Source organism: Robiginitalea insularis (assembly GCF_052497835.1).
Map to the genome: position 1 here is coordinate 785,631 of NZ_CP199296.1, position 26,289 is coordinate 811,919.

Genomic DNA, 26,289 nt, shown 5'->3' on the forward strand with positions numbered 1-26,289 from the left:
CAATTTTTGTATACTGAAAACCTAAATTAATTAACTACAACAATGGACGAATTAAAAAATTACGAAAGTTATATTGAAGATGGTCTGACGCTGATGTGGGAGTTCTTACCCAATCTCATAACGGCCCTGATCATTTTGGTGGTGGGTTCCTGGATCATCCGCTTTATCAACCGGCTGGTGAAACGCTTTTTTGATAAAAAGGATTACGATGAGGCCCTGGAATCCTTTTTGATGAGCTTTATTAAAATAGGATTAAAACTCCTGCTCTTTGTATTGGTAATTACCCAGTTAGGAGTACAGTCTTCCTCATTGGTAGCCATGGTGGGTGCTGCCGGACTTGCGGTGGGGCTGGCCTTACAGGGATCTCTGGCCAACTTTGCCGGGGGAGTACTGATACTGTTGTTCAAGCCATTTAAAGTAGGGGATTTTATCTCCGCACAGGGCGTGGACGGCACGGTCAAGGAGATTTCCATCTTTACAACCAAACTGAACACCTTTGGGAACCAGGTGGCCATTATCCCCAACGGCCAGCTCTCCAACAACAATATTATCAATTACAATGCGGAGGATACCCGACGTGATAAAATAGATGTGGGGATAGGCTATGGATCCAACATCAAAAAAGCAAAGGATATCCTGCTGGAAATCTGCGCTGAGGACGATAGGATTCTAAAGGAACCGGCACCCGAGGTGTATGTGGGCGAACTTGCCGACAGTTCCGTAAATCTTACGCTGCGCTTTTGGGCAAATAATCCTGATTTCTGGAAAGCGCATTTCCATGTTATGGAGACCCTGAAGCTCCGCTTTGATAAGGAAGGAATTGAAATCCCATTCCCTCAGAGGGACATACATATGAAAAAATAGGGGTTTATTTCCCGGGGTTTTTACCGCCATGGGCGATAAAATCCTTCAGGTAATATGGCTCAAAATACGCCAGATCTTCGAAAGCTTGCCGCTGATATTTATCAAAGGCAAGCTTTCCCATTTCACGGGACGATGGAAAAAGCCCTGGATAAAAGATAAAATTGGGGTGTTTCAAAACTTCGGCACATTTCGAAGTCCCGGTACCCAGGAAATGAACCTTCCCTTTTTGGGCCAGCTCCAGAAAAGAATCCGGGTCAACAACTTTAGCGACTGTAGGGGCCATTCGCTTGTGGTCGCTGTCAAAAACCGCGGTATAGACTTCCATGCGCCGGGCATCCATCAGGGGAACGATCAGGCCCTCTGCAGGTGTTAATTGCCTGGCGAGGGATTCCAGGGTAGGGATACTGATCAGCGGAATATCCAGGGCGAAACAAAGCCCTTTGGCCGAGGCAACACCAATACGCAGGCCGGTATAGGAACCCGGGCCTTTGCTCACGGCAATTGCCTGCAAATCGGCAAGGGCGATACCGGCTTCCACAACCACTTCCTCAATATAAAGGTGCAGCAATTCCGCATGTGAATAGCCAGGGCTGTTGTCTTCACGAATCGCTACCAGGTCCTGGTTTTTATACAGACTTACCGAACAATTTGTTCCGGCGGTTTCCAGATTTAATATCCATGCCATAGCCCGCAAAGATAAGGCCCCGGGCAATGCAAAAGCAAACCCGGGGCCTTTATCCGTTAGTGATTCATTCTCAGTCCAGGGAAATCGGAATCCCGTAGAAGAATTCCAGCAATTTGATCCTGAATATATAGTCGTATTTCGAACGTACTACTTCAGCTTCGGCATTATCCAAACGGGACTGTGCCTGACTAAAATCAAAGGCGTTCATAAGGCCTACCTCGTAACGCTCCTTGGCATAATCATAGGCCAGCCGCCTTGCTTCAAGGGTTTTCTGAGCCGCTTCATAGGTCTTTGCTGCATTCTGAACATCCACATAAGATTGGTTTACAGTAGTTTCCAGATCCAGCTTGTCCTGCTCCAGTTGTAATTCCTGCCTTTTCATGGAAATTTCAGCCCGCCTCACACTGTTGCGGGTACTGAACCCATTAAAAATGGGAATATTGATCCGGGCCCCGTATGAAATACCATCGTTGATCCATAACTGATCTGCAAAACTGATTTCCCCTCCGGTAAGCGGATCTCTGGTCTGGTCTGAATACCGTGTATTGTAGTTGAAAAAGGCACTCAGGGTTGGGTAATAAGCACCCTTGGCTATTTGCAGGTCCTTCTGGGCTAATTCAACATTGGCCTCCGAATTTTTAATATCGTTGCGGAAGGTAAGGGCCTTGCCAAAGATTTCTTTGGGGCTGTAGTTCAGGATATCGGAGGGGGGGACTTCAAAATCCTCGTCGGCAATATCAAAATTTGCATAATCCGTAATTTGCAGCAATTGAGCCAGGGCAATGCGCGAAAGCAATACCCGGTTTTCCCCATTGATAATCTGCTGTTCCTGTCCGGCAGCAGTAGATTCAATTTCCAGCAGGTCTCCTCTGGGCAAAACCCCGGCTTCTACCTGTTCGCGTGTACGGAATAAATCCTGCTCGGTTACAGCGTACTGGGCACGGAATACCTTAAGGGATTCTTTGTCGGATAACACCTGCAGGTAAGCGTTCGCAACATTCAGCCGGATATCGTCTACCAGGTCATCCAGGCGGTACTGAGAGGAAATCGCCAGCATTTCTGCACGCCGGACCCGGTTGATATTCCTGAGACCGTCAAAGAGCGTGAGGGCAGCCGTAGCGTTTCCGGTAGCCGTGATAATGGTAGTGGTTACCGGGGCATTGGTGGTAGGGTCAAAGGTAAGACCCGTGTTTCCGCCTCCCTGCAACTGAGCATCCAATCTGGGAAGCAAGCCGCCGATGGCATCGGAACGATCAATTTTATCGTTCATCAGGTCCAGTTCAAATTGCTGTATGGAAATATTGTTTTCCACGGCATAGGTAACGCATTCCTCCAGGGTCCATTTTTTCATTTGGGCCTGGGTTACTGCTACATTCAGGATACAGATAAGTATCCCCAGGGGCAACCAGCGTGTTAATTTCATTTGATTTGATTGGTTCATTTTTTGAAGCTTTGATGAATTAGTTATTGTCCTCGTCATCTTTAACAGGTTCCGTCTTATTCCAAATCTTGATTTTGTCCTCTTCTTTCAGCCCGGAGAGGATCTCAACGTAAATACCGTCAGAAATTCCTGTTTCTATATCCCTTCTTTCATATTTATTTTCCCCTACCTCAACTTCTACATAAGGTTTTTCGGTTTCCTTGTCAAACTGCAGCAAAGCCTCCTTTATAGCCAGGACACTATCCTTTTGCTCAAGTACCAAAGAGGCATTGGCGCTATAACCGGCACGGATGAAAAAGTCTTCGTTCAGGGCCACATCGCCCTCTATACGAAACTGCACAGCTCCCTGATCTTCCACTCCCTTAGGGGCAATGAACTTCAGGTTGGCGTCAAACTCCTTATCCTGAATGGCACCAAGGCTGATCTTCAGCGGCATATTCAGTTTCAGTTTGCCCACTTCAGCCTCATCTACCTGTCCCTCAAAAATCATTTTGCTCAGATCCGCTATGGTGGCGATAGTAGTACCATCGTTAAAGTTGTTGGACTGTATAACCTGGTCTCCTTCTTCTACCGGAATTTCAAGGATAGTCCCTGCAACTGTCGCACGGATATTGGTGTTGGCAGAGGTAGAGCCCCCGGCCGAACCCCGCTGAATGATCTGATAGTCATTCTTTGCATTTTCCACTTCCAGCAGCGCCTGGTCATACTGCAGCTGCAGGTTGTTGAAGGTCTGGCTGGAGATGACGCCCCGGTCAAACAATTTCTTGTTCCGGTCGTATTCTATCTTGGTATTGTCCAGGGCAATTTGTGCATTCCGTACACGTCCCCTGGCCTGATATAAAGCCTGTTCGTTGGGCACGACCTTAATTACGGCTATCAGGTCCCCGGCCGCAACTTTAGCGCCTTCTTCCAGGTAAATCTTCTCGATAATACCTGATACCTGGGGCTTTATTTCAATCTCGTCCTGAGGTATGACTTTTCCTGTTGCCACTACCTTGTTGACGATGGTCTGTTTGCTCAGGGTGGTGGTATCAAATACTACGGCAGGCTTGCTATTGGTTTTCAGCACCCTGGCAACTGCGTAGAGCGTTCCAAGTGCCAAAACAGTGATCAGTCCGTATTTTACGTATTTATTCATGGTTACTTAGTGTTAGTTTTCTTGTTATAAAGCTTATAATTATTCTTCTCGTAATGCATCTATGGGTTTGATTTTAACCGCCCTGTTTGCCGGGATCAGGCCAATAAGGATACTCAGGCCTACCATGAGCACAAAAGAGACGATTACCTGCAGCATACTCACCGTTGGATTGGTAAATGGCGCGTCTTCAGTCTGCCCGAAGGCAACGTCCAGCCCATGCAGGATTCCTATGGATATGATAAAACCAATCAGGCCTGCAAAGAAAGTCAGCACGATGGATTCCATAATAATCTGTCTTCTGATTACTTTTGGAGTTGCCCCCAAAGCCCTGCGTATCCCAATTTCATTGGTGCGCTCTTTAACGGTAATCAGCAGAATATTACTGACGGCGATTACCCCTGCCAGGAGGGTAAATATCCCAACGAAAAAAGAGAAGCCCGAGAGGACCAAAGTAAAAGCATTGATCCCTTCGAAGATTTTTGAAAAATCAAAGGAGCCAAACGCCCTCGCATCATCAGGATGTACATTGTATTTCCGTTTGAGCAGGTCCTTTATCTTTTTCTCGGCCACGGCAACGGATTTGTCGTCATCCACAAGTATTGCCATCCAGCCCACCTCATCCCCGCTGTTAAATGCTGTCTGGAATGTGGTAAAGGGAACAAAGACGGTATTCTCCCCTTCAAAATTTATATTGTCATTTCGTTTAAACGTACCTACAACTGTAAAATAAATTCCGTTGATTTTGATGCTTTCCCCTATGGGATCTTCTCCTTTCTCAAAGAGTAACTTATAGGCATCAATCCCGATGACGCAAACTTTCCGTGCCTGTTCAATATCGTTCTGGTTGATAAACCGCCCTTCCACAATTTTCTTTTTGGACATCAGGTCAATGGTGGGGAAATCCCCATATACACTGGAACCACTTGTTTTTCCTGCCCTGAGCACGGTAACCGTACCCCTGAAATTTCCCAGTTGAATACGGGGTGAAATGGTATTTACCTCTGGCACCTGGCTTTTTATCAGTTCAACATCGTCCAGGCTGAGGTCTATCGACCGGCCCCTTTCAAACCCTTTATAGGGCATGGAAGTACGCTGTGTCCAAAGGAACATACTGTTGGTGGCTGTTCCGGCAAAAATTTGATCAAAACCGTTTTTCATGCCATTGGTAGCGCCCAGCAAACCGATCAGGATCACTATGGCAAAGATCACCCCAAGGGTGGTGAGGAAAGTCCTCAGCATATTCTTGGTCAGGGTGTTGAATACCTCACTCCATAAGTCTCTGTCAAATATTCCCATGGTTAGTCTGCTCTAAGTGCTTCAATTGGTTTGATATGTGCCGCCTTGATGGAGGGGACAAGGCCGGCAAATACCCCGGCTACGATCAAAACGATCGTACAGGTAATGACCGTAGCATTATCCACATTCGGATTGGAGAAGGCAGGGGCATCCACCAGCGGGGATATAATGGCTACCAGCCCCATTGCGAATAACATCCCTCCGAAACCGGAAAGGGTAGTAATAACAATAGATTCCATCAGGATCAGTTTAATCACCTCAATAGGTCGCGCCCCCAGTGCTTTTCGAATCCCAATTTCCTTGGTGCGTTCCTTGATAATAAAAATCAGGATGTTTCCGATCCCAACAATCCCGGCTATCAGGATAAGTGCTCCCACTCCAATGGCAACAAACTTCAGGAAGTTTGTAAAGGTCTGTACATTGGAAAAGCCTTCCGCATAATTATTGATACGTAAGGCCCCCTGATCATCAGGGTGTATCACCAGCCGTCGTTTGAGGACCACTTCCATGGTATTGGAAAAATTAAGCGCCTTGGTAAAGTCAAAATTCGGATTGTAAGTCAATGCGATAGTATTGATCTCATCGGAATTCCCGTAAATCTGCTGCATGGTCGTGTAAGGAGCATACATATTGCTCTCCTCCCTTTCGTTTCCATCGTCAGAGAATAAACCGATAACCTTGAATACCAGCCCGTTCAGGATGATGTTCTGGCCAATGGGATCTTCATCCTTAAAAAGTTCTTTTTGTATCTGCCTGCCAATTACGACCACCTTGAGTTTGTTGTTCAGGTCATTGGTGTTCAGATAACGGCCCTTATTGATAACAGTTCGCTCAATTTCCTTGTGGTCCGGACTTACCCCTATCACGTTGTAGGACCCGGTCTCCTTTTGAAATTTGGTGACCGCCGAACGGGAGAAACGCGGGGAGATGTACTCGTAAAACCCTTCATAACTCCTTCGGATAAAATTCAAGTCGTCATTGCGGAAAACGATGCGACGGCCCGCTTCAAACCCGCCATAGGGTTTGGAAGTAGCATTTGGATATATAAAGATGGAGTTGGTGGCATCGTCATTGAACTGCTTGGTGAATCCATTCTGCATCCCGTTAATGGACGCAAGCAATAATACCAGGATAAGTATACCCCATGCCACCGAGAAACCCGTTAAAAAGGTCCTCAGCTTATTGCTCTTGATGCTGTGCCATATTTCCTGCCAGGTGTCTTTATTGAACATACTCCGAAGCTCTTACCTGCTTTATTTTTTTGTCTTCAACTATCACCCCGTCCCGGAGGTGTATAATGCGTTTACACATGTGTGCAATATCCTCTTCATGGGTAACTACCAAAATGGTATTGCCCAGGTCGTTGATCTTCTGTATCAGGTCCATCACTTCATAAGATGTGGTACTGTCCAGGGCCCCTGTAGGTTCATCTGCCAGCAATACCTTAGGTTCTGCAGCCATGGCCCTTGCGATGGCCACCCGTTGTTTCTGGCCCCCGGACAATTCGTTGGGAAGGTGGTGCGCCCATTCCTTGAGGCCAACTTGTTGCAGGTATTTGAGAGCCCGAGCTTCCCTTTCCTTGCGCCCGACCTTTTGGTAATAAAGGGGCAGGGCCACATTCTCTAAAGCACTCTTGTAATTGATCAGGTTGAAAGACTGGAATACGAATCCGAGGAATTTATTGCGGTATTTGGCCGCCTTGGTTTCGCTCAGGTTTTTGATGGGAACCCCATCCAGGTTGTATTCGCCCGAATCTGCTTCGTCCAGCATTCCCAGGATATTGAGCAAGGTAGACTTTCCGGAACCTGACGATCCCATAATAGCTACTAATTCTCCATCTTCTGCCGTGAAATTAATCCCCTTAAGAACGTGCAGGGAGTTGCTCCCCATCTTGTAGGATTTATGTAAATCTTTAATTTCAATCATGGTTGGTTAAGTGTTTTAAACCCAATTCTAACGGTTAGACCGTTATTTGACAAAATTGTTACAAAAATGCCTCTAAATTTTGTGTTAATAAATCAGGAGGTTATATCTGACTCGGCCAGAGCATTCCAGACTTTGATAGCATCTTCCTCCGTTATCCCGGATTTGACTTCCACAAAGATCCCGTCGCTCAGGCCCAACTCGAGATCTCTGCGTTCGAATTGCTGATCACCCACCGAGACTTCCACGAAGGGCTTTTTGGTTTCAGGGTCAAACTGAACCAAAGCTTCCTTCAGCGCCAGTACGCTATCAGCCCTCCCCAGAATAATGGAGGCGTTGGCACTGAGGCCAGCCCGGATAAAAATATCCTGCTGTTTTTTAAGGGTCCCTTTAATTTCAAACTGTATGGCTCCGTTTTCCGCTTTCCCTTTAGGGGCTATGTAGTCCAGAACTGCCTCAAAGACCTTACCCTCAAGGGCCCCAACGGTAATTTCAAGAGGCAGGTCTTCCTTGATTTTCCCTACCTCAGATTCATCTACCTTCCCCTCAAAGATCATTTTATCCACATCGGCAATGGCCGCAATGGTGGTCCCTTCGTTAAAGGTATTGCTCTCAATTACCTGGTTCCCCACTTCAACGGGGACCTCCAGTACCATTCCGCTGACAGTGGCCCGGATGAGCGTATTGGCAGCATTGCTCAGGCCCCTGGTGGTACCGGTATTCACAATTTCAAAGCGCTCATTGGCGGCGGCATAGGCCTGTTTGGCCTGGTCATAACTCACCTGTGCACGTTCCAGGTCTACCTGTGAAATGACCCCTTTGGAAAACAGGTTTTGTTGGCGCTGGTAATTCCGCTTTTGATCGTCCAGGGTTATCTTGGCATCCTGAATGGCATTTTTTGCGTCATTGAGGGCATTCAGGTTGGGTACTACCTTGATTTTAGCGATCATATCACCGGATTTGACATAGTCTCCCCCCTCTACATAGATTTCTTCGATCACCCCGGAAATATTGGGCTTGATAAGCACCTCTTCCAGCGGCAGAATACTCCCGGTAGCCACCGTTTTCTTAACAATATTCTGGCGGCTGGGTTTTTCGGTCTGATATACCACGGGGTCTTCCGCATTTTTCTGATACAGGTAATACATGGCCGAGGAAAAGGTCAGCACAATGACTACTAAAATGATTACGGTTACTGATTTTTTCATTTTCGTTCGTAATTATAACAGTGATTTATCTTTCAATTTTATTCGGCCCTGAGGGCATCTATGGGCTTAAACCGGATAGCGCTCTGGGCGGGGATCAAGCCCGCAAGCAGGCCAGAAATAATAAGGATGAGCAGGGCAATCATCACCACTCCTACGCTCACGCTTGGGCTCATAAACATATCCACCGGCCCACTGGCATCCAGCAGGGAATTGATTCCATAGATAAACAGTGCCCCAAAAGTGATTCCAGCCATTCCTGAGACAATGGTTAAAAACAGGGACTCCAGCAAAATCTGTTTCCGGATGCTGCCGGGTTGCTCTCCTAATGCGCGTCGTATGCCGATTTCCTTGGTCCGCTCCTTTACCACAATCAGCATGATGTTGCTTACCCCGATAATTCCCGAAAGCAGCACCAGGATCCCCACGAAATAGGCGATAAAACGCATTGCCCCGAACAGGTTTTCAAACCGGTTGTATTGTTCGTAAAGGTCAAAATAGCCTATGGCCCTGGGGTCTTCAGGATGTACCTTGTGCTTTTCTTTCAAAACGCTCACGATATTTTCCTTTAAAGAGGTAATAGATGTGCCATCATTGGCCGTAATGGCCATCCAGCCTACATTATCGGCCCTGTTAAAGGCCTGGGAAAAAGTAGTAAAGGGGATAAAGATCTGTTTCTGCCCTTCTTCTCCATCCCCTCCATTAGAGCGCTTTTTATAAATACCCACTACCATAAAATTAACCCCCTGAATCTTGATATAAGTACCCAGCACATCTTCTCCCATATCATATAATTCCGCAACGACCCCTTCGCCAATAACGGCTATCTTTCGCTTTTCAAGGATATCATTCTGATTGAGGAAACGCCCCGAGGTAATACTCATGGGTTCCTGGTTAATAATTTCGGGATAATCCCCGTAAATGTTATAGGCCCCGGTTTTGATCCCGCGAACGGTATTGCTACCCCCGCCAAAACCGCCTAATTGATTCCTCGCTGAAACAAAACGCAAACTTGGAAACCGCTGTTTGAGCAGGTCCACATCCTCCAGTTTAAACCGGAATTCACGGTCCTTGGGAAGTCCCTTGTAGGGCTTGGTGGTGCTGCGGGTCCAGATAAACATGGAATTGGTGGCAATATCACGAAAATCTGCCTTAACCCCGTTTTCCAGGCCCTTTCCGGCAGCCAGCAGGATGATCAGGATCAGGATACCCCAAAACACCCCGAAAGCGGTCAAAACGGTACGGAACCAGTTACTGGTAAGCACCTCCAGGATTTCTTTCCAACGGTCTCTATTAAACATGACAATCCGGATTACACAATCGATTCTCCCATTCCCTATTCATCTCTGAGCGCATTGATTACCTGAATGTTGGCAGCCCGCCAGGCGGGGAAAAAGCCTGCGAGGGTACCGGCCAGAATCAGCACAAAAACAGTGGCGAGGGCCACATTGAGGTTTACAGAGGGGTTTTTTACATAGTCTACTTCCACATGCGGGCCCACCAGTTCCAGCAACCCCATACTGAAAATCAGGCCGAGGAATCCGGAGATGGCGGTAACAAAAATCGCTTCATGCAGGATCATCCCAACTATTTCCCAGGGTTTTGCCCCCAGGGCTTTGCGAATCCCAATTTCACGAGTACGTTCTTTTACCACAATCAACATAATATTGCTAACCCCGACCACCCCGGCAATAATGGTACATATCCCCACAAACCAGAAAAATAGTTTGATATTATTAGTAAGGCTGTAATAGCGCTTGGCCTCTTCCAGGGCAGACCATACCCGAAGCGCACTGGTATCATCGGGCGCTATGGTGTGTATCTGGGAAAGGTATTGATGCAGTTGGTCTTTAAAAGCGACCGCTTCGGCCACTGCCTGATCGAAATTCGCTGCAGGCGGCAGGGTAAAGGCCATATTATTCAGGCGATCCCCCCCGTTGAAGACCTGCTGAGCCGCACTGAGGGGAATATACAGGCGTTCTTCCTCCCGGTCTTCCCGCTCCTGGTAGACCCCTATGATTTTAAAGGGAATACCAGAGATATCTATATAAGCCCCCAAAGGAGATTCCAGCTCATTGAAAACATCCTTGCGGATTTTTTCTCCTATAACAACCACCTTAGCATTGTCAACCAGGTCAGAGTAATTGATAAAACGCCCCATGGACATCTTTGCATTCTCGATAAACTGAAAATCGTCATTTACGCCCTGAACGCCGTACACAAGTGCCTCGTTTCCATAAGTGACCGATACGCCGCGCACAAAATTTCGTGCGCCATCGTATTCGATATGGTCGCTGTTCATGGCCACCCAGTTGTCAAAATTTTCATTTCGCAACTGAATACGTCTTCCAGGGTTGAGGCCTTTGAATTCCTTGGTAGTTACCCCTGGCCAGACCCAAACAGAAGTGGCTGCGTCTTCCTCAAATTCATAGGCTATCCCATTGCGTATGCCCTGCCCAAAACCCAGCAGAATTACCAGGATAAAAATACCCGAGGCAACCGATAATCCGGTAAGAAAAGTTCTGAGCTTGTTTTTGCGGATGGTCTCAAAGATTTCCTGCCATCGCTCTAAATCAAACATTGGGTTGGTGCTTTTGATTGATGATGTACCCAAAGGGTACTAATTAGACTAAGGGTGGGGGAAATTGTTACAGTTTCAGGGACTGAAAATAAACCTTCAGGATTTAAGCTTGCGGTATACGATAAAAATAAGGGACCCCACCAGGATGTAAGGAATAGCCATAAGGTATACAATTCCATTGTTGATCCCCTCTGCCACTGACTGGTCACCATTGCTTTCCAGAACAGCCCTGCACATGGCACACTGTCCCTGAAGGCTTATTGGCAGCAAGATCAGAAGTAAGGTGATACAGAAAAGCAAGCCTTTTTTTGACATATTCTAATATACGTAATAAGGTGAGATCATCAGATATACAATTACCCCGGTAACCGCAACATACAGCCAAACAGGAAAGGTAATCCGGGCTATTTTACGGTGTGCTGCGAAATCCTTCAGATACGCCCGGGCATAAGTGCGCAAAACCAGTGGTATAACCGCAATTGACAACAAAATATGGGATATCAGGATGGCGTAATACAGGTATCGTACCCAGCCTTCTCCACCATAGGGGGTAGAATCCGAGGTCATATGGTAAGCCACGTACATTAGTAAGAACAACAAGGAAAGTACAATGCAGGTTGTCATTAAATTTTGATGCAGTGCCCTTTTACCACTTCGGATGGCCCAGAGGGCAACCAATAGCAAGACCGCTGTAAGCCCGTTAATTCCGGCATAGATGGGGGGAAGAAAACTAAGCGGTTCCACATTGGGCAGGCGTACCCCAAATAGTATAGCTACCACCACAGGAATGGCTATGGAGATGATATTGATCCAGCGATTGAGGTTAGGTGCATTCTTTTGAAGGCTACTTTCCACTTGTATTTTCTTTTAAAAGTTTTTCAATATCCTCCTTCAGGAGACTGATCTGTTCTGTTTCACCCTGGGCATTTACTTCCTGATCCAGGCTGATAGCGCCGCGGTAGTAAATAATAGGATTACCAAAGGAATCCTTACGCGAACGAATATAGCCCTGCTGGTCTATAAGCGCGAAAAGGCCGGAGTGCTCAAAGCCTCCCGGGACGTCTGGCATTTCTGCCGCAAAGATGTTAAAGCCGGAATTGGCCAGTGCATAGATCGCATCTGAATCTCCTGTGAGCAGGTGCCAGTCCATGTCTGTAATCCCATATGCCTCAGCATACTCCTTTAATACGGAAGGCGTGTCATATTCAGGGTTAATTGTAAAGGAAGCCACCCCAAAATTCTCATAGTCTTTGAATTCCTGCTGTAATTCCACCAGGTTGCGGTTCATTATTGGGCAGATACTGGGGCAGGTGGTAAAAAAGAATTCCGCCACATACACTTTTCCCAGGTAGTCCTGGTCTGTGATCAGCAAGCTGTCCTGGTTAAGCAATGCAAACTCGGGCACTTTACGCTTTTCCCCATTGAGGTAAATATAGGAAAGCGGAGCATCCTCCGGATCGGTGTTCATGCGGTTGATGTCTACCACGTCATCATTCTGGAGACGCGCCACGATCCTGGGCACAAAAATGATCCCGAAGACAAGGATGACTGCTCCTATCCAGATATAGTTGTATTTTCCTTTTTTCAACATTGCTAATTTTCGCTGTCTTTAATTGGCTCTGTCTGCGTTGTTCTTTTTCAAAGCCAGACGATATTCCGCCAGTATGATCTTAACATCGTCTTTCATCTTATTGTTAAGGTCTGCCACGGAAATGGCATTAAAGCCGTATTTGGTCCCTTCATCCTCATCCTTGTTGCGTCCGCGCAAATTCCTGTCTTTGTCGATAATAAACACATAGGGAGTGGAGTAATCCGCATCCAGTTCCAGATCGGACTGCAGGGATTCGAAAAATGTTCGGATCTGCCCCGGGGAACCAAAAACAAAGCGCCAGTTCCGCAAATCAGTAAAGCCCGACAATTCCTTTTTTATTTCCTCAACAGCCGCCTCCTTCCCTTCCGGAACCAGCATAACCATCTGAAAATCGTTAAACTCGTAAAAGGGCTTATAAATCTTCTGGTTCAGGTTAAAGGCTATCCCCTTTTTAAGGTCCGGTTCCGTGCCCAGAAAACCCACTATGCTGATTTTTTCAGCCAGACGCTCCCGGGTATTAAAGGCATCCAGTTCCATAACATCTTCCGTCAGAACCGGCAACCTGCCAAAATTGGTAACCCCGGATGCGAAAAACATATAAACCACCAGGGGAAGGATAAAGAGTACGGTTAAAACAAAGGTCTTTTTCATCGGCTATAAAAGGATTACAAAAATAAAAAAGACGGTTGTGAAACCGTCTTTAGATTCTGTTAATTCCTTTTAAAAGTCCCAGGCAACAAACCCTTCCTTGAAAACCGTATAAATGTAATCTGCTTCGAACAGCAGAATAAATATAAGGTAAGATACCAGGAAGATAGGGGTCCATACAATGGCCCTTCTGAGCGAACTTTTTTCATCCCGAAGGTGCATAAAGTCCCAGGCTATGTAATAGGCCTTCACCAGAGTGAGGATTATAAAGATCCAGTTCAGCAGTTTCATCCCAACAAAGGTGTTGGAGGTAAGTATTTCTGGCTTGGTAATCCCCAAAGCCACCTCAACAGCTGTAACCAGGGAAAGGAATATTAATACTCCCCAGATTTTTTGTGTGTTGGACTTGAATTTTAAAAGCCCTCTGAAAATTTCTAATTTATGTGCGTGTGCCATATTTGTTTATGATTTTTGGCGCTTATACAAGATAAAAGAAGGTAAATACAAATACCCAGACAAGGTCTACAAAGTGCCAGTACAACCCGACTTTTTCGACCATTTCATAATGTCCCCTACGCTCGTAGGTGCCCAGGATTATATTAAAGAAAATAATGATATTGATCACGACCCCTGAAAATACGTGGAAGCCATGGAAGCCTGTTATGAAAAAGAAGAAATCTGCAAAAAGGCGGCTTCCGTATTCATTGCGGATCAGGTTTGCCCCTTCCACCACTAATTTGGCATCCTTTATTTTCTGAAGTGATTCTTCCCGGTTCAGGATCGTTTTCTCCCCCGCCTCGTTAATCTGCTCGGTGCGGATCAGGATATTCGGGTTGGTGCGCAGCCCTTCGGCCACTTCGTTTACCGAGTAGCTGGGCAATGCCTCTCCCTCGTAGTACCACACTCCGTTACGTCGTTCATGGTCTACCCTTTCATCCGGCAGAGTTGCTGCAAAATCGGCCAGGGCAGCGCGCTCTCCCGTATCTGCTTTTACAAATTGAAGGATCCGGCCGCCATTGGTTTCGAGAGCCCCGTAATCTCCACGGATAAACGTTGCCCATTCCCAGGCCTGTGAACCTACAAAGATCCCTCCTCCAATAATGGTCAGGAACATGTAGATAACTACCTTGTTCTTCATCATCCGGTGTCCGGCATCCACAGCCAGTACCATGGTTACCGAAGACATAATAAGGATAAAGGTCATAAAGGCCACATAATACATGGGGTAATTCCCGTGGAAGAAAGGCACGTGAGTAAATACCTCGTCCGCTATAGGCCAGGTTTCAATAAACTTAAATCTCGAGAAACCATAAGACGCAAGAAAGCCAGAGAAGGTAAGGGCATCGGAAACGATGAAAAACCACATCATCAGTTTCCCATAGCTGGCCCCCAGTGGCCTGTTGCCTCCACCCCAAACGTTTTCTTCCGAAGGTGTTGTAACCGTAGTATCCATAAATCAGCTATTCGTATTAAGAGAATTTTAGCAAAAATACATTTTTTTAGTTGTAAGAAAAGCAGATGCGCTTACAAAATCTGCCCCTGCAGCTTTAGTTGTAGAAATAGAAAAATAACACCAGATAAATCCAGAGAAAATCCACAAAATTCCAGAAAGTCATCCCTAATTCCATTCCCAGCATATTTCCGGGCAGGTAGCGGCCCTTTAACTGCTGTACTAAAACCACGATTAGGCTTATTAATCCTGCTACCACGTGTAAAATATGCACAACAGCGATAAGGAATACATACGAAAGGGTGATATTACTGGTGGGACCTGTAAAATAGTATCCCAGTGCAATCATCTCTGAAAACCCGAAAAACTGGGCGATAATAAACGAAACCCCCAGCAGGAGGGTTATCACCAGCCAAATTGTTGCCTGTTTTTGTTGCCCTTTTTGCACACTGTTCCTGGCCAGCCAGTAGGTTAAGCTACTGCAAAGGATAATCGCGGTACTGATCCAGAAAGCTTGCGGAAGCTCAAAATTTTCCATCCAGTCTTCCCGGGAACTACTCACGATATAGGCACTGGTCCAGCCTGCAAAGCTCATCAGCAGGCTCGCAATCCCAAACCAGAGCATCATCTTTTTGGCGCGCTGTTTTTTTTCTAAAGGACTTAACTCATCTATCTTCATATTCATGAAAGGTATTTATCGGCTACGTAAATGATTTGTATCAGGCTAATATAAGTTACACTGCTAAGCATCAGGGATCGGGCAGACATACGGTCCCTTTTTTCATACAATTTCAGGGCAAACCACAGCATAACCAATCCCATTAAAAAGATCAGGACTGCTGACGGAACGGATAATTGCAAACGGCCCGTTATCCCAAAAACCGGAATAATGGAAATGACAATCATCCAAATGGTATACATAATGATTTGTACTGCGGTACCGGTATCTTTTTTACCAGTAGGCAACATTTTAAAGCCTCCCCTTCGGTAGTCTTCATCCAGCATCCAGCCCAGTGCCCAGAAATGGGGGAATTGCCAGAAAAACTGTATCATAAAAAGGGTTCCTGGCTCTATGCCGAAATCGTTTGTGGCCGAAACCCATCCCAGCATAAAAGGGATTGCCCCGGGAAAGGCACCTACAAAAACAGAGAGCGGAGTGATGGTCTTTAAAGGGGTGTAAACACAGGTATACAGAAATATGGAAATTGCCCCGAAGAGGGCAGTTTTTGGGTTTAGCAGATACAGTAAGATGATGCCTGTAAGGGTAAGCACTATTGCAATGGTCATTGCCTGTGCAACCGTCATTCTTCCAGAGGGCAGGGGCCGGTTCTTGGTTCGGTGCATTTTGGCATCCAGGTCCTTCTCGATTACCTGGTTGAAGGCATTTGAAGCCCCTACCATGCAGTATCCCCCCAGTACCAGCAGTACGAGGGCGGAAAATTGTATTTCAGCAGTCCCCAGAAAATATCCCGCCACGGCCGAAAAGACCACACTCAGGGCTAACCTGGCTTTGGTGATCTCCTTAAAATCGGTGATTACCATTTGAAAAGTTGACGGCTTTACGGTCCCTGCTGCGGATTTCATCAAATTGACCTTACTTGGGCCCGCAAAGATACACAGCAACGACTTGCAATCCAACCCGGAAGCATAAAATACACCTTTGCCCTAATAGTAAATTCTACCAGGGTTTCTTATTCCAATTGGAAGGAAATTGGCATGCTGTAGCGAACAGCTACAGGCAGCCCGCGGATCTTACCGGGCTGCATCCGAGGCAGCTTCCCCAGAATGCGACCAGCCTCTTGTTCCAGCAGTACAGAGGGGCCTCTTAATCGAAAATGGTTTGCCTGTCCGGTCTCATCAATAATAAACTCGACGTAAACCCGGCCTTCCTGTTGCAGTTCCACTGCCTGGTCGGGATATCGGAAATACCTTTGAACATGCCTGCGCATCATTCGATTAAAACAGGCCCTCTGTTCCTCCTGTGCAACCCCTTCACATCCTGGGAATACAGGGAGTTCCTGCACCGAATGCAGGCTGAAAACCGCTCTTGTATTTTTATTGTCAATAGTTGTTCCGGAGGCATTGCCCACAGAGAGTGCTGGCGCTGTAATGTCTGGCCGGGCTAAGGAAGCGGGCTTTAAAGGTATTCGTTCCGATACCACTATTTTGCTAGAGGCTTTCGGCCTTGGCTGCTCAGCAGGCTTTATTTCTTTTTGTTCTGCCGGGGCCTGTTCGGAAAAAACGTAGGCAAATTCAGATTGGGCAGGTAATGGATCATACAAACCGGGTTGGCTCGGGGCTACTACCCACTCCAAAGCGCCATACACAAATAGCATCGAAAGGATCAGACCCAACTGAAAATGCAAGGTTCCCAGCCCTTTTAACCGGGTCGCCTCTTTACGTGAAGTGTTCCTGACTTTACTTTGTTTCTTTTCCATGAGTGCGAATTGTATTGGTTATTCCAACAAATTCGCAACAAAAACAGGTTCCGGCAAGCCCTAATTAGGCTATCGCTGTATCCTTACAGGCAAACCGGACTTTTGGTGAGGGAGCTCTTTTTATAAAAGCGCAAAAAAAATCCCGACCAGCGGTCGGGATTGTAATTTTATTGAAGCTTAAAGGTAATCGGGATACTGAAAGGAACCCTTACCGGACGACCCCTCTGTTTCCCGGGGGTCATTTTGGGAAGCTTCTGAATAATACGCATGGCTTCGGCTTCCAGATTCTTATCCGGGCCTCTCATACGAATGTTTCCAATACTTCCGTCTTTCTGAATAGTAAACATAACAGCTACCCTTCCCTGAATCCCCATTTCCTGTGCAATTTCAGGATATCGGAAATTCTTACGGATGTGCTTCTGCATCATCTCGTTAAAACAAGCTCTTTTGTCAGATTCACTTTCACAGCCGGGGAAAATCGGTACGTCTTCGATTACGGCAAAGGGAACGTCAATGTCTTCGTCAACATCATCCACTTCAATATCTTCCACTTCGATAATCTCTTCTTCCTGACTGGTTTCAGTAGACTCAATAACAGTCTCCTCTACCTCTTCTTCATCCTCTACCACCTCGATTACTTCAGGGGCGGCAGGCGGTGGTGGCGGTGGCGGAGTTTTTATCTGCTCCGTCATCGGCACTTCCTCATCCAATGCATCCTCCACATTCAGGGAGATGTCATAATCATTTACCTCGTCATATGTTTTCCACTCAAAAGCGACAAACACCAACAACATTACCAATGCCAATCCCAGAACGAAATACAAACCGCTATTTCTGCTCAGGTCGGCCTTCGGGTTCTTTTTGATTTCCATGATTTTGTGAATTTAATATTCGCTAATTTAACTAATAATTTGTCAAAAACGCAATTAATCATTCCATTTTAACGCCTTTCGCCAGTAAAAGAGATATCTCAGAAACAACAGCCCTGCTACCAGGCCCGTCGTATTTGCCAGTATATCCCACCATTCCCCGCTGCGTTGCATCCTGAGTACCTCCTGAAGTACTTCAATGAGCATGCCATATAGTAAAAGACCTGCGAATGCCAGTAAAAATGTTCGGCCCAGCGTGATGTGCTGCCGGAATTGTTCCCAGATAAACAGACTGCCTAAAACCATCGCGGTGGAATAGAATACAAAATGTACCAGTTTGTCCATGTGAGGGATCTCTATGGGTGGTGCAGCCAGTCCTGAAAGAGACATCAGGCTGGCAAGGGTTATGGCCGCCATCCAGCCGAAAAATAATATTGTGAATATGTACCCTTTAAGCACCTATTAATTCCTTGTACTGGGAATCGTCCATCAGGTCTTCCACTTCAGCAGGATCACTGATTTTAATCTGAACCATCCAGCCTTCTCCGTAAGGGTCGGCATTGACTTTTTCGGGCTCGTCTTCAAGCAGCTCATTAAAAGCAACTATTTCCCCGCTTAAAGGCAAAAACAGGTCGGAAACCGTTTTTACGGCTTCCACCGTTCCAAACACCTCTTCCCGCTCCAGGGTTTCATCCAGGGTCTCAACTTCAACATAGACAATATCTCCGAGTTCGCCCTGTGCGAAATCCGTGATTCCCACAGTAGCGATATCCCCTTCTAAGCGGACCCACTCATGGTCTTTGGTATACTTTAATTCGGCCGGTATATTCATAGGATTTATATTTTTCTGTCCAGCAAATGTAACTTTTTCCCGCCTGAGATACCAAAGCCGGGATAAAAAATTCGATTGCCACAGAGACAGCCTTAATACAGGAGGCAACAGGGATATCAGTTTTACGTATAAATAGTGTACGCTTCTTAATTTCCGAAATTATAGCGGAGGGTAAACCCGGTGTTGATAGTGGTTTGCGGGAAGGCAGTTGAAACGGCAAATTGTGAGAAGGAATGGTCAAAGAAGAAAAGGGCATTTAAGTTTTTGCTCAGGGCGTAGTCAGCCGTGAATTTAATGGAGAGCAGGTTTTGCCCGGAAGTAATCTGGTTGTTGTCGATATCCAAATTGCGGATAATGGTGATATTGTCGCGAAGGCTGATGTCTGCCTTTAAATTCAGGTCTCCCTTTAGACGTTGTTTTTCCCCTCCAATATTGGTGACCAGCTTCACATCCTTAAAGCGGTACCCCAGCCCCAGGGTGTATTCCTTTCCGTTAATTTCAGTAAGCAGGTTATTGTCAAAACTCAGGGAGAGGGCCCTGTCCGTTCGAACCTCAGCCAGCACGCTCAGGGAGTTCATCATTTCAAAATCTACCCGGATCAAAGGGTTGAACTGGTCGTTAAGAACTACGTTGTTAATAATGTTTTCAGGCATCAGATCCAGGGTTTCTGCCTTGATGGGAGCCTGCCCGTCCTGCAGTAACTGATCCCGTTCCAGGTTGGTTTGGAAGGAATTGATGCTGTAGGCTGCACGGTAGCCATGACTGAGGGAGAACCGCTTAAATTTCTTTTTAAACCATTTATTTTTCATCAGCCCGGTATACTTGATATTCCAGTTGGGAATGGGGATATCCCGGAAGGCATCCAGATTTACCCGGTCTGCACTCTGCCCTGTGTAGGCAGCGAAGAAAGCGGGCAACAAAACATCCTGGCTGGTTTTCCCATATCGAAGCGGGAAGCCATCTGCATCCAGGCCTTCATCCTGACCACCACGGTCAGAGAGCAGCCTGTTGGCAATTATTACCCTGTTTTCCTTAAAGGTTTCAAAGGTTTCGGAGTCAAACTCATCGCTCTTGCCAAAGGCCGTTCCTATCATCAGGGTTGAGATGCTGAAGTTGCCAAAAGTATTGGGGGTTTGCGGGATGTACTCCCCATCTTCAATCCGGAAATTTTCCTGCAGGCTGCTGGAAAACTGCCGGTCCGCGATCAGGTCTATGGTCAGTTCCGGAACGGGCTGGGCCGTGGCAGTCAGATTGAGCTGCTTATTGGTCCTGCGAATAAACTGCTCGTTAAACTCATTAAAGCTGGTAAGCCAACCGTTCCTTGCCGCCTCATAGCGAATATCTGCCTGGCTTCCGAATACAAAGCCAAGGCTGGGACGGGTGGTGCCAATAAATCCAATAGATTGTGTATAACCTGGCAAAACCGTTCCGTTATTTTCACTGTAGTTCACATTCACACGCTTGACCATGGTAAGCACATCAACAGCCGTGTTGAAAAGGCCGCTGGTCTTTCCGGGACTTTTACCAGAGGGCTCCCCTTTGGTATTGCCCGCCTTGTCCCTTCGGGGCGCAGCAATCTGGTTGGTAACCTTCCCGTCGCGTTTGCGCAGCCCCAGCCGGTCGTAAAGCCGTTGCATACTGAGGGCAGCCGTTATGGAATGGGTATTGGCGTTCTGTATGGTATTGATGGTCGGCAAAGTGAGCTGGTTATCCGGAACACCCGGGTTCTGGGCCTTAGCAACAGCCAGGTTCAGGGCGTCGCCTCCCCGTTGCCAGTCAAAGTTACTGGTGTAGGTATACTGGGCATTAATAAAATCGAAAATGGGGATTTTGTTCAGGGGCAATTCATAATTGAGCTGCATCTGCTGGGCGTGCCGGTTGGGCTCGCCGATGTCAAAAAAGCCTTCCCAGAGGGTTTGATCCGCAAGGATGTTCGAAAAAGGGTTCCCTTCCTCCTCGTAATAATTCCTTATAATATTGTTATTCGATGCGGTCAGGTTGATCCTCAGGGATTTGGTTAGTGCATAGTTCAGGGCGTATTGCCAGTTGAACAGATAATTGCGCTGTTGTAAAAGCGGGAGTTCGAGTCTATCCACCCCCGGTTCCAGTACATCCCTGAATCGCTGTTGATTCAGCTGCCTGTTAATATTGGATTGGAGCGATATACTGGTTGGAAGCAGGTTGAAATTCAGTTCTTTGAGCCATCGCCAGTAGTTCCCCATAAACAGCGAATCTTTACGGGCAAACGGGGCAAAACTGGCCGGCCTGAAATTATGGTTGTAGACCACTCCGGCCTGCACATTCTGATCCCTCAGGTTTGCAATTTCAAAATCCCGGTGATCTGTTTCATTGTAAGAGTAATTAAAAGTGAAGTTCTCCACGTCGAAGAAATTCGCCTCTGCCTCTTCTCCCCTGTTCTTGCGCACCCCTATAAAATTTATACTGGTACGCTTGGTATAGTCTTCGGCCTGCTCCAGGATTTCATCTGCCTCATCCTGAGTAGCGGCAGCATCTATCCTGTCCTGTAATTTCAGGTCGTCGTAAACCGGGTCAAATTCCGGGGTAATCAGTTGCTCGGATATCCCGTAATTAAAAGGAATCTGCAAATTCCATTTATTGGGCAATAACTGCCCGAGTTCCACATTGGTAACTACATCATAGGAAATAGCATCTTCCCGGCTGCGCTCATTGGGCATCTGGTCTATAGCCCCGAAGCCCGAGGTACTGGTGGCACCGGTTGCAGAAACATTTGCAAAATCTGCCATATTCGCATCAATGGCCGCAACAGCCGCCCATCCTCCGTTATTGTCGAGCCCTGCAAGCCGCAGCTCATTGAACCAGACCTCGGTCCGCAAAGGGACGTTGTCTATATTTTTGATTCCCACCATCATGGCCCGGATACTCCCCAGGGAGGGATTTCCGCGAATCCCGATCCGGATCTGCCCCAGCTGGCGAGGGTCAAATTCATTTACCTGTACGGCGACACCGTCCACTATTTCGTAAAAGGTTATATCCCCAAGCGTTTGGGAAGAAATCCCCTCTGATTTTACCTTATTGAGATCCGCAAGAGCTATATCCAGCTCATTGATAGCCGGCCAGACCTGTTCCGGACTTATGGCAGAAAAGTCTGTATACTCCAGCGGCACTTCAATCTGGTAGAAGTTTTCGGAAAAATCCGTTCCTATCCGCAGGAATCCAACGGCGGACTGTCCGTCCAAAAATGGGTCAGTTGCTGCAATCTTTTCCGCATGTAAAAACATTTTGATGCGCTCATACTGCCGCATGTCTATGTTGACATTTTTAAAGACCCCCCGGGAATCCTGTGGTTCCAGGTTATTGACCACAAACGAAAGGGATTGCTCATTCTGCCGTACAATAGTATTGTTGTTGTTGAGTTGTTCCCGAAACACCCCCGGAGGCAAAACATAAGGGATGGGGATACGGGCGTTGTTCTCTTCTATATTGACAGCATTCACATCTATGGTGGTAACATCATCCTGCGGATTGTCATTATCCGTTTGCAGGGTTTTGGTATAGGTCCGCCAATCGCCACGGACCAGGTCCAGGGTTGCAAACCGCAATACCACCGGATCGTTGAAACCGGTAAGGTACATCCGCATAAAGCTGATGGAACGGAAATCAGTAATGCCCCCGATGGCATCCGTAAAATCGGTCAGGGGGATTTTATACTGTATCCAGCGCCTGTTGAGCTGGGAGCCATTCGGGAGGTCTGGGGTAACCCCCTCTTTAATATCCGTTACATAAGGGTCATCCACCGAAATACCCGGGCGTATAGGGATGCGATACTCGTAATAGCTGTTTACCGTATTCATGGTAAGGTCCCTGTCTACATCTTCCACATCCGGCAGGGTGGTATTCCCCCTGTTGGTATTGGTAACGGCTACGGGAGAATTCCCGTCGGTATTGTTAAAATCCAGATAGCGCTCCAGGATACCTCCATCGCGATTCAGGTAGTAGGTGTAGTTATCCAAAGCGGGATCTTCAGCCGGGCCATTGTAACCCGAGGCCGCTTCCTGGGAATCATCCAGGCCATCAAATCCTATATCCTGAAGGGACCGGTTGGTCTCATTGGCATCGAAGGCATAAACAAGTGCCTGGGTTGCCGGGACCTGACCCCATACGGTCGGGGCTACCAGTTCATTGGTATTAAGTCCGGGAAGTCCGTTTTCGTACTGTTTCCTTCCGTCTTGCAAGATGTCTTCACTGATATTTCCCAGGTTGATCACCAGCTCCCCCGGGCCGGTTGCCTGTCCGTCCACATAAGGATCCAGCACCCAGAACTGTACAAACTCCACGTTGGATTGTTCAAAATTAGTGCTGCTGAGCGACCTCATAATCCCGCCCCATTTTTCCTGAGGGGTCTCCGAACCAAAGGCAGGGTTTGCGTTATACGGGCCTTTCTGATTGGGATAATAAGCGATATCCAGGGTATTCTGTACGGTAGTCTGCCCCTGAGCAATATCGATCCTCGGGAATACTTCATCTATAAAAATCCGCCGCGTGGCATTCTGGGAAATGTCAGTATCAGTAACCCCGGCTGGGCGCTGATTTGTGTAAAAAATAGGGTCTATTGTATACCAGGCCATCTTGGCGCGTTCGTAACCGGTTTCCAGATCCACCTCTCCTTCATCCAGGAATTCAAGCGGGGTACTGGCCAGGGTCCACCCCAGGGAAGACCGGATATCGATCAGCGCCTGTGCGCCTTCAAAATCGTCCAGGTAGGTAGTGGTTTCTCCCCGGAAGTTCGCGTTCTTGGGGGAATTTGGACTTAAAAAAGCAACTTCCCCCCTCAGGGACACGTTGGAGGGCACGTCCGTGTCTATGTTGGGCAACATGTTGGCAAGCCGTGTCAGGAATGGTACCTCAGTTGAAAAGTTCCCGTTTAAGCCAAAAATTGTATTGTTAACAGGTTCTACCCCAAAATTTGCCTTCTGGGTCAGTGGGCGTTCATTCAGGTTCAGCAGGGTTGCTCCCAGCACGAATTTCTCATTGAACTGGTGTTCTATATTCACCCCGGTAAATCTTCGGGTTTGCTGCCCGAATACCGCATTGTTTTCAACCGAGATATTGATTGGGGTATTCGAAGCCTGCAGGCTTGGGTCCAGGATCTGGACGGTACCAGCCTGGTAGTTCACCGTATAATCAATTCCTTCCTGTAATTGCCTGCCCCCGGCTGTAACCCGTACGGACCCCTGCGGGACATTGAAGGCCCCGATAGGGATCCCGTTGCCGCTTTGGGATTTATAGCGGCCGCGTATCCGGAAGCGGTTTTTCTCTGCATCCTGAAGGGAAGCGGCCTTGGTCTGGGCATACATGTTGCGGAATACATACTTCTGCTGGTTTTCATTGTATCCCTGATCATCAGTTACATCGTAAACCCCGCCACCCAGCAGTTCAAACAAATATTCCCCAAAAGGTTCCACCTTGGTAAAAATGATTTGCCCGCCCTGGGTATTAACGGTTATCCCCGGTATAAAATCGAAAAACCCGTCCCCTCCCGGTTGTACATCCTTGTATACATTGAGGCGGTCCAGGTTGAAGACATCGATCAGGATACGTTCTTCCAATGGCTTGGGAATATCCGGCCAGCCGGTATTCGGGTTAACCGGCGTAATATAGTTCCTCGGGGTGGGGTCGGTATAGAGGATGTTCATTTTAAAATCCTCCTCAGCCAGCTGAAAGGCGCCGGTAGCGTATATATTTTTCATCATCAGGTCCCAGATCGGGTCTGTGACATTGGTAATGTTGCTCTTAAGCAATTTCAGAACCAGGGTGTTGTTCTCAAGAATGGGTGTTACCCCTCCCGAAACCGTGGTTGCATCAAGCCCCCCATTGGCGAATTCCCCTACCTGGTATACATTTCCGTTGAAAGTATACTGGAAGGCAACAGCCAGGACCTCATCATTGCTCAATCGCTGGTTGAGGGAAATATAGCCCAGTTGTGAATTGAAACTGTAGTCCCGCCCCTGTTCCAGTTTCCTTGCGTTTTCCAGAAATGCATAGTCAAAGCCCTGATTGGCCAGGTAGCCCCCCGGGATCTGAAAGGCATCATCAACGGTGGCAATGTCCCGTATATCGTCAGTGAGCACCCCGCCATTCCCTATCAGGGCCGGATCGTAATCATTGGCCCCGTTTCTGGGAAGCTCCGGATTTGCCCCGGAAATATTAAAGAATCCTGCCGGATCACCCCCATTCCGTCCGATCCGTGTCTGTGCAGAAATGGCCTCCCCCAAATCCTGTATCCCCACGATATTCCGAACGTTAAGGGTCTGCTGGCTTCGGTTGGTGACCCAAACCTCCAGCCTTGTAATTTGTACCTGGCTTCTGATATACGGGTAGTCTTCCAGGGCCTGGTCATAGCGGTCCCTGAAATACTGTGAGAGGAAAAAGTGCCGGTCTTCGTCGTAGTCCAGTGCGGTGAGCTCAAATTCATTGAGGGTTCCGCCCCCCTGGGCCACAACTGTATTATTCTGTGAGCGTTGTTCGGAGAATACTGCAGTAACCGTGGTTTTACCAAACTGCAATTGGGTCTTTACCCCAAAGAGGCTCTGAGCTCCCGTAATCAGGGAGCTGTTTAAGGGCATATTGACGTTTCCGATTTCGATCTTTCTGATGATATCGTCCTCGGTTGGGGTATAATCCAGTTTGATAAGGTTTTGAAAGTCGAAGGTGGCTTCCGTGTCGTATTGGGCTGTAACCTGCAGGCGCTCGCCCACCTTTCCCAGCATGCTGAGACTGATTCGCTGGTCAAAATCAAAAGCCAGGTTGGTTCGGTTCCGTGGTGAAAGGGCCGGGTTGTCATTTTTTTGCCAGATAACCCCAAGGTCCATTGCAACCGAACCCTGCGGGATCACTTCTATAGTGTTTCCACCAAAAATACTTTCAAAAAAACTGTTGTTGACATAGAAGTTGGGCAGCAGGTTTTTCCGGGCCTCCTCACTACCTTCCTTTTTTCCGGAAAAGGCATCTATCTTATCCTTGAAGTAAGATTTCATGTCTTCCTTTCGCACCAGTTCAAGGTACTGTTCCGGAGTAAGGATTACCGGGTAGCGGATATCGTATTCACCCACCTTCTCCGTATAGATATACCTATCTAATTCCGGGTCATAGGAGTACTTGGATACGATGCTTTCCGGATTTTCCAGTTTAAGTCTCCCCAAAGCGATTCCGGTTTGAACCGAATCGGTTTCAGGAAGTTCCGTTTCCTGAGCCTGTATACTCCAAAGGGAGCAACAGAGCAGGAAAAAAATGAAAAATAACGGTTTGCAAAAGGATGTGAAAAATGCTAACGCCCCTGTTTTCAAACT

23 protein-coding genes are annotated in these 26,289 nt (G+C 47.2%); 1 reads left to right on the forward strand and 22 read right to left on the reverse strand.

Translation table 11 applies throughout. The features are described from left to right. The first annotated feature begins 42 nt into the window (after positions 1–42). Complete coding sequence (locus tag ACT6NV_RS03590; protein ID WP_445385904.1) at positions 43–864, forward strand: mechanosensitive ion channel family protein; 822 nt, start codon at positions 43–45, stop codon at positions 862–864. Between the two features lie 4 nt (positions 865–868). On the opposite strand, the gene tsaB is transcribed toward ACT6NV_RS03590, so the two are convergent. From tsaB to sov, 22 genes are all read right to left on the reverse strand, one after another. Beyond that, positions 869–1,549, reverse strand: coding sequence for a tRNA (adenosine(37)-N6)-threonylcarbamoyltransferase complex dimerization subunit type 1 TsaB (gene tsaB / locus ACT6NV_RS03595; protein WP_445385905.1), 681 nt, complete (start codon positions 1,547–1,549; stop codon positions 869–871). Positions 1,550–1,619: 70 nt separating this feature from the next. Then, on the reverse strand, positions 1,620–2,972 hold the full coding sequence (locus tag ACT6NV_RS03600) for a TolC family protein (protein WP_445385906.1): 1,353 nt from the start codon (positions 2,970–2,972) through the stop codon (positions 1,620–1,622). Between the two features lie 37 nt (positions 2,973–3,009). Then, entirely contained in the window at positions 3,010–4,128 is a 1,119-nt protein-coding gene (locus ACT6NV_RS03605) for an efflux RND transporter periplasmic adaptor subunit (RefSeq protein WP_445385907.1), read from the reverse strand. 39 nt (positions 4,129–4,167) lie between these two features. Further along, a complete protein-coding gene (locus ACT6NV_RS03610) occupies positions 4,168–5,424 on the reverse strand; it encodes an ABC transporter permease (RefSeq protein ID WP_445385908.1) in 1,257 nt (418 codons plus the stop codon). A 2-nt stretch (positions 5,425–5,426) separates the two neighbouring features. Further along, on the reverse strand, positions 5,427–6,656 hold the full coding sequence (locus tag ACT6NV_RS03615) for an ABC transporter permease (RefSeq protein ID WP_445385909.1): 1,230 nt from the start codon (positions 6,654–6,656) through the stop codon (positions 5,427–5,429). Beyond that, on the reverse strand, positions 6,646–7,350 hold the full coding sequence (locus tag ACT6NV_RS03620) for an ABC transporter ATP-binding protein (protein WP_445385910.1): 705 nt from the start codon (positions 7,348–7,350) through the stop codon (positions 6,646–6,648). The genes ACT6NV_RS03615 and ACT6NV_RS03620 overlap by 11 nt, the downstream gene beginning before the upstream one ends. Before the next feature lie 92 nt (positions 7,351–7,442). Continuing rightward, positions 7,443–8,555, reverse strand: coding sequence for an efflux RND transporter periplasmic adaptor subunit (locus ACT6NV_RS03625; protein WP_445385911.1), 1,113 nt, complete (start codon positions 8,553–8,555; stop codon positions 7,443–7,445). Between the two features lie 38 nt (positions 8,556–8,593). Beyond that, the gene (locus ACT6NV_RS03630) at positions 8,594–9,853 is read right to left on the reverse strand and encodes an ABC transporter permease (protein ID WP_445385912.1); all 1,260 of its coding nucleotides are present in this window, start codon (positions 9,851–9,853) and stop codon (positions 8,594–8,596) included. 35 nt (positions 9,854–9,888) lie between these two features. Continuing rightward, a complete protein-coding gene (locus tag ACT6NV_RS03635) occupies positions 9,889–11,133 on the reverse strand; it encodes an ABC transporter permease (RefSeq protein ID WP_445385913.1) in 1,245 nt (414 codons plus the stop codon). A 96-nt stretch (positions 11,134–11,229) separates the two neighbouring features. Continuing rightward, positions 11,230–11,448, reverse strand: a complete 219-nt coding sequence (locus ACT6NV_RS03640) for a hypothetical protein (RefSeq protein ID WP_445385914.1) — start codon at positions 11,446–11,448, stop codon at positions 11,230–11,232. Between the two features lie 3 nt (positions 11,449–11,451). Continuing rightward, positions 11,452–11,988: a DUF420 domain-containing protein gene (locus ACT6NV_RS03645; protein WP_445385915.1), complete on the reverse strand. Its 537-nt coding sequence runs from the start codon at positions 11,986–11,988 to the stop codon at positions 11,452–11,454. Further along, a complete protein-coding gene (locus tag ACT6NV_RS03650; RefSeq protein ID WP_445385916.1) occupies positions 11,978–12,724 on the reverse strand; it encodes an SCO family protein in 747 nt (248 codons plus the stop codon). The genes ACT6NV_RS03645 and ACT6NV_RS03650 overlap by 11 nt, the downstream gene beginning before the upstream one ends. Positions 12,725–12,742: 18 nt before the next feature. Further along, positions 12,743–13,375 carry a hypothetical protein gene (locus tag ACT6NV_RS03655; protein ID WP_445385917.1) on the reverse strand — a complete coding sequence of 211 codons (633 nt, stop codon included), beginning with the start codon at positions 13,373–13,375 and terminating at the stop codon, positions 12,743–12,745. Between the two features lie 69 nt (positions 13,376–13,444). Beyond that, on the reverse strand, positions 13,445–13,828 hold the full coding sequence (locus ACT6NV_RS03660) for a cytochrome C oxidase subunit IV family protein (protein ID WP_445385918.1): 384 nt from the start codon (positions 13,826–13,828) through the stop codon (positions 13,445–13,447). Between the two features lie 22 nt (positions 13,829–13,850). Beyond that, on the reverse strand, positions 13,851–14,825 hold the full coding sequence (locus ACT6NV_RS03665; RefSeq protein WP_445385919.1) for a cytochrome c oxidase subunit 3: 975 nt from the start codon (positions 14,823–14,825) through the stop codon (positions 13,851–13,853). Between the two features lie 94 nt (positions 14,826–14,919). Then, positions 14,920–15,501: a cytochrome c oxidase subunit 3 gene (locus tag ACT6NV_RS03670; RefSeq protein ID WP_445386664.1), complete on the reverse strand. Its 582-nt coding sequence runs from the start codon at positions 15,499–15,501 to the stop codon at positions 14,920–14,922. A 2-nt stretch (positions 15,502–15,503) separates the two neighbouring features. Then, complete coding sequence (gene cyoE / locus ACT6NV_RS03675; RefSeq protein WP_445385920.1) at positions 15,504–16,406, reverse strand: heme o synthase; 903 nt, start codon at positions 16,404–16,406, stop codon at positions 15,504–15,506. A 107-nt stretch (positions 16,407–16,513) separates the two neighbouring features. Beyond that, positions 16,514–17,260 (reverse strand): energy transducer TonB, encoded by a 747-nt coding sequence (locus ACT6NV_RS03680; protein ID WP_445385921.1) that lies wholly within the window; start codon positions 17,258–17,260, stop codon positions 16,514–16,516. Between the two features lie 167 nt (positions 17,261–17,427). Then, complete coding sequence (locus tag ACT6NV_RS03685; protein ID WP_445385922.1) at positions 17,428–18,132, reverse strand: energy transducer TonB; 705 nt, start codon at positions 18,130–18,132, stop codon at positions 17,428–17,430. Between the two features lie 54 nt (positions 18,133–18,186). Beyond that, a complete protein-coding gene (locus tag ACT6NV_RS03690) occupies positions 18,187–18,546 on the reverse strand; it encodes a VanZ family protein (RefSeq protein ID WP_445385923.1) in 360 nt (119 codons plus the stop codon). A 34-nt stretch (positions 18,547–18,580) separates the two neighbouring features. Then, complete coding sequence (gene gcvH / locus ACT6NV_RS03695; RefSeq protein WP_445385924.1) at positions 18,581–18,961, reverse strand: glycine cleavage system protein GcvH; 381 nt, start codon at positions 18,959–18,961, stop codon at positions 18,581–18,583. 146 nt (positions 18,962–19,107) lie between these two features. Next, entirely contained in the window at positions 19,108–26,286 is a 7,179-nt protein-coding gene (gene sov, locus ACT6NV_RS03700; RefSeq protein ID WP_445385925.1) for a T9SS outer membrane translocon Sov/SprA, read from the reverse strand. Between the last annotated feature and the right edge of the window lie 3 nt (positions 26,287–26,289).

Excerpts from the sequence above, each read along its gene's own strand:
- ACT6NV_RS03665 (WP_445385919.1), bottom strand. The coding sequence starts at position 14,825 with ATGGATACTACGGTTACAACACCTTCGGAAGAAAACGTTTGGGGTGGA.
- ACT6NV_RS03680 (WP_445385921.1), bottom strand. The coding sequence starts at position 17,260 with ATGGAAAAGAAACAAAGTAAAGTCAGGAACACTTCACGTAAAGAGGCG.
- cyoE (WP_445385920.1), bottom strand. The coding sequence starts at position 16,406 with ATGAAATCCGCAGCAGGGACCGTAAAGCCGTCAACTTTTCAAATGGTA.
- ACT6NV_RS03620 (WP_445385910.1), bottom strand. The coding sequence starts at position 7,350 with ATGATTGAAATTAAAGATTTACATAAATCCTACAAGATGGGGAGCAAC.
- ACT6NV_RS03640 (WP_445385914.1), bottom strand. The coding sequence starts at position 11,448 with ATGTCAAAAAAAGGCTTGCTTTTCTGTATCACCTTACTTCTGATCTTG.
- ACT6NV_RS03615 (WP_445385909.1), bottom strand. The coding sequence starts at position 6,656 with ATGTTCAATAAAGACACCTGGCAGGAAATATGGCACAGCATCAAGAGC.
- tsaB (WP_445385905.1), bottom strand. The coding sequence starts at position 1,549 with ATGGCATGGATATTAAATCTGGAAACCGCCGGAACAAATTGTTCGGTA.
- ACT6NV_RS03605 (WP_445385907.1), bottom strand. The coding sequence starts at position 4,128 with ATGAATAAATACGTAAAATACGGACTGATCACTGTTTTGGCACTTGGA.
- ACT6NV_RS03630 (WP_445385912.1), bottom strand. The coding sequence starts at position 9,853 with ATGTTTAATAGAGACCGTTGGAAAGAAATCCTGGAGGTGCTTACCAGT.
- ACT6NV_RS03590 (WP_445385904.1), top strand. The coding sequence starts at position 43 with ATGGACGAATTAAAAAATTACGAAAGTTATATTGAAGATGGTCTGACG.
- gcvH (WP_445385924.1), bottom strand. The coding sequence starts at position 18,961 with ATGAATATACCGGCCGAATTAAAGTATACCAAAGACCATGAGTGGGTC.
- ACT6NV_RS03660 (WP_445385918.1), bottom strand. The coding sequence starts at position 13,828 with ATGGCACACGCACATAAATTAGAAATTTTCAGAGGGCTTTTAAAATTC.
- ACT6NV_RS03655 (WP_445385917.1), bottom strand. The coding sequence starts at position 13,375 with ATGAAAAAGACCTTTGTTTTAACCGTACTCTTTATCCTTCCCCTGGTG.
- ACT6NV_RS03670 (WP_445386664.1), bottom strand. The coding sequence starts at position 15,501 with ATGAAGATAGATGAGTTAAGTCCTTTAGAAAAAAAACAGCGCGCCAAA.
- ACT6NV_RS03690 (WP_445385923.1), bottom strand. The coding sequence starts at position 18,546 with ATGGCGGCCATAACCCTTGCCAGCCTGATGTCTCTTTCAGGACTGGCT.
- ACT6NV_RS03625 (WP_445385911.1), bottom strand. The coding sequence starts at position 8,555 with ATGAAAAAATCAGTAACCGTAATCATTTTAGTAGTCATTGTGCTGACC.
- ACT6NV_RS03600 (WP_445385906.1), bottom strand. The coding sequence starts at position 2,972 with ATGAAATTAACACGCTGGTTGCCCCTGGGGATACTTATCTGTATCCTG.
- ACT6NV_RS03635 (WP_445385913.1), bottom strand. The coding sequence starts at position 11,133 with ATGTTTGATTTAGAGCGATGGCAGGAAATCTTTGAGACCATCCGCAAA.
- ACT6NV_RS03610 (WP_445385908.1), bottom strand. The coding sequence starts at position 5,424 with ATGGGAATATTTGACAGAGACTTATGGAGTGAGGTATTCAACACCCTG.
- ACT6NV_RS03685 (WP_445385922.1), bottom strand. The coding sequence starts at position 18,132 with ATGGAAATCAAAAAGAACCCGAAGGCCGACCTGAGCAGAAATAGCGGT.
- ACT6NV_RS03650 (WP_445385916.1), bottom strand. The coding sequence starts at position 12,724 with ATGTTGAAAAAAGGAAAATACAACTATATCTGGATAGGAGCAGTCATC.